The organism is Xenorhabdus indica, from assembly GCF_014467235.1.
Classification (GTDB): Bacteria; Pseudomonadota; Gammaproteobacteria; order Enterobacterales; family Enterobacteriaceae; genus Xenorhabdus; species Xenorhabdus indica.
Map to the genome: position 1 here is coordinate 1 of NZ_NKHP01000050.1, position 8302 is coordinate 8302.

Sequence of the window (8302 nt, forward strand, 5' to 3'; positions counted from 1 at the left end):
AACCCTGTCTCAGGCGGAAATCGACACGGTTGTCAACACGGTGGCGGGCGGCGCTGCCAACGTGCAGGATATTTATCCGCTGGCACCGCTACAGGAAGGCATTCTGTTCCACCACAGGCTACAGCAACAAGGCGATACTTATCTGTTAAATAACTTGATTGCTTTTGATACTCGTGAGCATCTCGACGCCTTCCTTGGGGCGTTACAACAAGTGATAGACCGTCATGATATCCTGCGTACCGCCGTTTGCTGGCAGGGATTGACTCAGCCTGTACAGGTGGTCTGGCGTCAGGCACCACTGTCTGTAACAACTTTTGTGCCAGCCTCCGCAGACAATATCCCGGCCCAATTACAGGCCCACACCGATCCACGTCGGTGTCATCTTGATTTGAGTCAGGCACCATTACTGGCCACCAGCATTGCTCACGACCCAGCCAACAATGAATGGCTGTTAGCCCTGAATTTTCATCATCTAATTGGCGACCATATGACTCTGGAACTTATCGTCGCCGAGATCCGTTTACTGTTGCAGGGGCAACCCGAAACTCTGCCTGTAACAATCCCTTACCGCAACTTTATCGCTCAAACCCTGAGCGTACCCGCCTTTGTACATGAGGACTACTTCCGCGCCCAACTTGCCGACGTTGATGCGCCAACCGCCCCCTTTGGCCTGCTTAATGTACAGGGAGACGGTAAGGATATTACCGAAGCCCGTTTGCGGCTGGATACCACTCTGGCACAGGCGATACGTACTCAGGCTCGTCGTCTGGGTATCAACCCCGGCGTACTGTTCCACGTTGCCTGGGCACAGGTACTGGCGCAAACCAGTGACCGTGACGATGTCGTCTTCGGCACTGTACTGCTCGGTCGCCTGCAAGGTTTTACCGGTGCCGATCAGGTGATGGGGATGTTTATCAATACGCTGCCAGTACGGGTATCTCTTGCCAATCGTAGTGTGCTGGAGGTGGTACGGGCTACCTATCGCGATCTGACATCACTGCTGGAGCATGAACAAGCCCCTCTGACATTGGCGCAACGCTGTAGTGGCGTAAATCCGCCGTTGCCACTATTCAGCGCTCTGTTTAACTACCGCCATAACCAGCCAAATACGGTGAACCAGATTTGGGATGGTATGCGTATATTGAGCGCAGAAGAACGCACCAACTATCCACTTGATCTCTCCGTGGATGATCTGGGGGAAGATTTTAATTTGATAGTTCAAAGTATTGCGGAGGTTGATCCTGTCCGGGTAGTCAATTATCTGGTTACCGCCATCAGCGGGCTAATTGAAGCGCTGAAAACCGATCCACAGCGGCCCATTCTAAACCTGCCAATTTTGCCAGCAGCAGAACGTCAGCAGCTACTGGTGAACTTCAATGCGACACAAGTGGATTTCCCGCAAAAAGTGCTTATCCATGAATTGATTGAGCAGCAGGTTAAACGTACACCTGATGCCACGGCTGTGGTATTTGAGAAACAGTCGCTTAGCTATGATGAGCTAAATCAGCGTGCCAACCAAATAGCCCATGCTTTGATTGAATTTGGTGTACGTTCCGATGATCGGGTGGCGATTTGTGTCGAGCGCAGCCTGGATATGGTGATTGGTATACTGGGTATATTAAAAGCCGGAGCGGGTTATGTTCCGCTCGATCCTGAATATCCAAACGAACGGCTGGCACATGCTTTGTCTGACAGTACGCCCAAGTTACTGCTCACTCAGCAACATTTACACGCGCATTTGCCGATAGCCGATATCCCTGTATGGTTATTAGATCATGCCAACCATCTGAACTCAGTTGCCCAACAATCGGTTGCCAATCCTGATCCAAGACAGTTGGGGTTACAAGCACATCATCTGGCCTATGTGATTTATACCTCTGGTTCCACTGGATTACCTAAAGGCGTGATGATTGAACACCACAATGTGGTGAACTTTATCCATACCCAGTGTCAGATCAGTGAACTCAGATCGACTGATCGTGTTCTGCAATTCGCCACGATTGCCTTTGATACTGCTGTGTCTGAAATTTTCCCAACATTGTCTGTCGGTGCCACCTTAATCCTGCGCCCAGCGCATATTCGGATACCGGATACGACCTTTAGCCATTTCCTACAGAAACAGGCTATCAGCGTAGTAGATCTGCCGACTGCCTTCTGGCACCAGTGGGTACAAGAGATGAAAGCAGGCCGCTGTGGTTTCAGCCCTTCTCTGCGCTCAATCACGGTCGGTGGTGAAAAGGCTGAATCCCGTCATCTTATCGATTGGCAATCCATGCCTGAAACCCGGCACTGTCGCTGGATCGATACCTACGGACCAACCGAAACTACTGTCATTACCACCGCAATGACACTGGACAGCGGTGAGGTACTGGATGCAACCGAAACGTTGTCAATTGGTCGCCCGATTGCCAATACCCGCATTTATATTCTTAATACACAAGGACAACCTGTACCACTCGGTGTCACTGGAGAGATCTATATTGCCGGTGCAGGGGTGGCTCGTGGCTATCTGAATCGCCCAGAACTGACAGAAGAGCGATTTGTCACCGATCCATTCAGTATGCAACCGAATGCCAAAATGTATAAGACCGGCGATCTGGGGTGCTGGCAGCCAAATGGCACGATTGTTTACCTCGGCCGTAATGACTTTCAGGTTAAGATCCGCGGGTTCCGTATTGAGCTGGGCGAAATCGAAGCACAATTGACCCATTGTGCAGGTGTCAAGGATGCCGTCGTTATTGCACGTGAAGAAGATAATGGCGAGAAACGTCTAGTGGCGTACATCGTGCCACAGCCTGATGTCACGCTGGATGCCGCTAACCTGCGAGAACAACTGAGTACCCGTTTGGCAGATTATATGCTGCCCAGCGCCTTTGTGATGTTAGAAACGTTCCCCCTTACACTCAATGGCAAACTTGACCGTAAAGCGCTGCCCGCGCCAGACCAATCAGCGCTGGTAACCCGTGATTATGAGTCTCCTGTTGGCGAACGGGAAACGACATTAGCTCAAATCTGGCAAAATCTGTTGGGGTTAGAGCGTGTCGGACGTTACGACAATTTCTTTGAGCTGGGAGGACATTCACTGTTGGTTGTCAGCCTGATTGAACAACTGCGCCAACGTAACCTTGCACTTGATGTCAAAGCGGTTTTCACTTCGCCGACGCTGGAAGTGATGGCGACTCGCCTGACAATAGAGGCGACTGGCAAAACCGCCCTAAACGTGCCACCCAACCTAATCAGCACGGATTGTGACACTATTACGCCAGATATGCTGCCGCTGGTAACATTATCTCAGGCGGAAATTGACATCATTGTTGAGAGTGTGGCTGGCGGTGCCGCTAATGTGCAGGATATCTATCCGCTCGCACCGTTACAGGAAGGCATTTTGTTCCACCATCAGCTACAGGAGCAAGGCGATGTCTACCTGTTAAACAGCCTGATTGCCTTTGATAGCCGTGCACGTCTCGATGATTTCCTGGGCGCCCTGCAACAAGTTATTGATCGCCATGATATCCTGCGCACCGCCATCTGTTGGCAGGAATTGTCCCAACCTGTACAGGTTGTCTGGCGTCAGGCACCGTTGTCGATCAGTCCCTTTGTTCCAACCTCTTCAGACAATGTGCTGGCTCAGTTACAAGCGCACACTGATCCGCGTCAGCGGCGGCTCAACCTGAATCAGGCACCACTGTTCACGGCCGATATTGCTCTCGATCCGACCAGCAATGAATGGCTACTTGCTTTAAGTATTCATCATTTGATAGGCGACCATGTAACGATGGAGCTTATCACTGACGAAATTCGCTTACTGTTGAAAGGGCAAGCAGAAACTCTGACCGTCCCATTACCTTACCGCAACTTTATTGCCCAGACACTCAACGTGCCAATCTCGACACATGAGACCTATTTCCGTTCCAGACTTGCTGATATCGACACACCAACGGCTCCCTTCGACCTGCTCAATGTACAGGGTGACGGTGAAGGCATACTCGAAGTGAATCTCCCGCTGGAGCCGGCACTGGCACAGGAAATCCGCAATCAGGCCCGCCATCTGAGTATCAGTCCGGGTGTATTATTCCATGTCGCCTGGGCACAGGTACTGGCACAAACCAGCGGCCTTGAGAATGTCGTTTTCGGCACCGTACTGCTTGGCCGTTTGCAAGGCTTTGCCGGCGCCGATCGGGTGATGGGCATGTTTATCAATACCCTGCCAGTGCGGATATCTCTTGCCGGTCGCAGTGTATTGGAAGTGGTGCAAGACACTTACCATGATTTGACGGCACTGCTTGAGCATGAGCAGGCTTCTTTAGCTCTGGCCCAACGTTGCAGTAGTGTGATGCCACCAATGCCATTGTTCAGTGCCTTACTCAATTATCGCCATAGCCAGCCAGAGACAGATGATACAGTCTGGGATGGCATGCGTCTGTTGTCTGCTGAGGAGCGTACTAACTACCCATTGACCCTTTCGGTGGATGACTTTGGCGAAGATTTCAGCATAGTCGTCAAAGCCATCGCTACAATTGATCCCGCCCGGATAGCAGATTATCTGGTCACAACTATCAACAACTTAGTTGAAGCTTTGGCAAACGCACCTCAGCAGTCTGTTTTGGGTCTATCAATCCTGCCTGCCGATGAACGCCAGCAATTATTGATAGAGTTCAATAACACCGAGACTGATTTCCCACAAGAAACGCTGATCCATGAACTGTTTGAACAACAAGCAGTACGCACGCCTGACGCCACTGCTGTGGTATTCGGAGATCGGTCTCTCAGCTACCGTGAACTGAACTGCCAGGCCAATCGTCTGGCTCATCATCTAATTGCCATAGGAGTACGTCCGGATGATCGGGTGGCTATCTGTGTTGAACGTAGTCTGGAGATGATGGTGGGACTGCTGGCTATCCTTAAAGCGGGTGGTGCCTATGTGCCACTGGATCCAGCCTACCCAGCCGAACGATTGACTTACATGCTCGACGATGCTGCACCGGTAGCTCTGCTCACGCAGTCCACCCTGGTTGATATGCTGGACAGCAATCTACCCCGCATATTACTTGATCAGCCGCTATCTGTTTTTGATGAGGGATCTGAAAACAATCCCGATGCTCAAACGCTGGGACTAACCCCACACCATCTGGCCTATGTGATTTACACCTCCGGTTCCACGGGACAGCCCAAAGGGGTCATGGTGGCGCACAGAAATGTCATCAATCTTTATACCGGATTGAATGCAGCGCTCGACCTCCAACAACCGTGTCGCATAGCCATGAATGCCAGTATTGTGTTCGATGCCTCGGTGAAAATCTGGCTCCAATTGCTTTCAGGTCATACATTGATCATCGTTCCTGAAGATATTCGTGCCGATGGCCAGCAGCTCTGGCACTATTTTGCACGCCACGTTGTGGACATGTTCGACTGTACGCCGGTTCAATTGCAGTGGCTGTTGGACGCCGGACTGGGAACACGTGCCGGTTATCAACCCAAGTTGGCACTGATTGGCGGGGATACTATTTCTCCTTTAATGTGGTCCAGACTGCAATATATAAAAACTACCCGTTTCATCAACGTTTACGGACCAACAGAATGTACAGTAGACGCCACTCTCTGTCCGGTTGATTTATCATTGTCGCAACCCAGCATCGGCCGGCCAATGGCTAACACCCAGATCTATATTCTGGATAAACAAGGCCAGTTGCTGCCCTTTGGTGTTACTGGTGAGATTTATATTGGTGGCGTCGGTGTTGCCCGCGGTTATCTTAACCGCCCAGAGTTGACAGCGGAGCGCTTTATTGCTGACCCGTTCTCAACTACACCTAATGCCCGAATGTACAAGACCGGTGACCTCGGTCGCTGGCTGCCCGATGGCAATATTGACTATTTGGGGCGCAACGACTTTCAGGTCAAGATCCGTGGCTTCCGTATTGAGCCTGGTGAGATAGAAGCACAACTTATTCAGTGTCCGGGGGTCAATGAAGCTATTGTCATTGCGCGCGAAGATATTCCGGGCGATACCCGTTTGGTGGCCTATCTCCAGCCGCAATCCGGCGTTGAACTGATCCCGGCTGAACTGCGCCAGCAACTGACTCAGCATTTGGCTGAATACATGATCCCCAGCGCTTTTGTGATGTTGGAAACCTTCCCGCTTACGCCTAATGGCAAACTTGACCGTAAGGCACTGCCCGCACCTAATCAGTCTGCCGTGGCTGTACGCGATTATGAAGCCCCTGTTGGTGAAGTGGAAACGGTGCTGGCTCAGATCTGGCAAGACTTGTTGGGACTGGAGCGCGTGGGTCGTTATGATCATTTCTTTGAGCTTGGCGGTCATTCGTTACTTGCGGTTCAATGCACGACACGTATACGCCAGATGTTGGCACGGGATCTGCCGCTTGCTCAGATTTTTGCCCAGCCTGTGCTTATTGATCTCGCTCGAACGCTTATTGATATTTCCGTAACCATTCAGACTGCGATACCTGTTGCCGATCGCGGCCTGCCGCTACCTGTCTCTTTTGCTCAGCAGCGGTTGTGGTTCCTTGACCAACTCGATCCCGCCGCTAGTCAGGCCTACCATATCTCGGTGGTATTGCGACTTTGCGGTAAGCTTAACTATCAAGCGCTTACCACGGCTCTCGATACCCTTGTTGCCCGTCAAGAAAGCCTGCGCACTCACTTTACGTTGGTTGACGGTCAGCCCTGTCAGCAGATTGACCATGCAGATATTGGTTTTACGCTTTCCCATCTGGATCTGCGTTCCCTGAGCGAAACGGCCCGCATCCATCGCGTTGCCGAACTCACTGAATGTGAAGCTCGTACGCCTTTCAATCTTACTCAAGGCCCGCTGGTCCGTGGTCAATTGCTGCAACTGGCTGACGAGGAGCATGTGCTGCTGTTTACCCAGCACCATATTATCTCCGATGGCTGGTCTACTGGTATTTTAATTCGTGAGCTGGCAGCGTCTTATCAGGCTATCCTTTCCGGTCACGATGTTGCCTTACCACCATTGCCCATCCAGTACGCTGACTATGCTGTCTGGCAGCGCAACCAGTTGCAGGGCGACGTACTTACTGAACAACGTAATTTCTGGTGTGCTCAGCTTCAAGGAGCGCCAGCCCTGTTGGAACTGCCTATGGATCGGCCACGACCATCAGTACAGCACTATGCTGGCAGCCAGGTGCCTTTCCATCTCGACGCAGGATTACTAACCGCACTTAAGGCACTTGGACAGCACCAAAATACAACTTTATTTATGACCCTGCTCGCGGCTTGGTCTATTGTCCTTGCTCGTCTCAGTGGTCAGGATGATATCGTGATTGGCACTCCTGTTGCCAACCGCCAGAACAGAGAAACCGAAGAGTTAATTGGCTTCTTTGTCAACACGTTGGCCTTACGTATCGAATCTGGTCAGTGCAATACTGTGGCGGAACTGCTTGCTCAGGTTCGCGAACGTACACTGGCTGCTTATGCTCATCAGGATCTGCCGTTCGAACAGGTGGTGGAAGTATTACAGCCCGCCCGCAACATGAGTTACAACCCAATTTTCCAAGTCATGCTGGCTTTGAACAATACTCCGGCTCAGGAACTGAAGTTACCCGGTCTGGAACTCACCCTTATTGAGCAATCACAGTGCAGTACCCAATTCGACCTGACACTGTCGCTTACTGAAACCGACGCCGGTTTGGTTGGTAAACTGGAGTATGCAACTGATTTGTTCGATCAGGAAACTGTGATTCGTATAGGGAGTTATTTCAAAAACATTCTGACAGCAATGGCAACAGATGCCACACAAGTTATCCAGTCCCTGCCTATGCTACCTGCTGCCGAACGCCAGCAGGTACTGGTCGATTTCAACGCTCCACAGGCTGACTTCCCACAAGAAGCCCTGATCCATGAATTGTTTGAGCAACAGGCTGAGCTGACCCCTGACGCCATCGCCGTGGTATTTGAAGGGCAATCCCTCCGCTACGATGAACTGAACTGCCGCGCCAATCAGTTAGCCCATCATTTGATTACGCTGGGCGTCCAGCCTGATGATCGCGTTGCTATCTGTGTTGAACGCAGTCTGGATATGGTCGTCGGCCTGTTGGCTATCCTCAAAGCCGGCGCGGCCTATCTGCCTCTCGACCCGGCCTATCCAACCGAACGGCTGGCCTATATGCTTGAGGATGCGGCTCCCGTCGCCTTACTGATCCAGACTGCGCTAGTGGAAAAAGTAGACAGTCCCTTACCCACTGTCGTGCTTGATGCCCGCTCACCACGTGTCTTTGACAGAGAACCGGGCAGCAACCCTGACAGCCGGGCACGGGGACTGACT

1 protein-coding gene is annotated in these 8302 nt (G+C 51.6%); it reads left to right on the plus strand.

Features of this window, described 5'->3' with window-relative positions:
• Positions 1-8302: non-ribosomal peptide synthetase (locus tag Xind_RS19130; RefSeq protein ID WP_187650879.1), on the plus strand; the 8302-nt coding region annotated here is incomplete at both ends.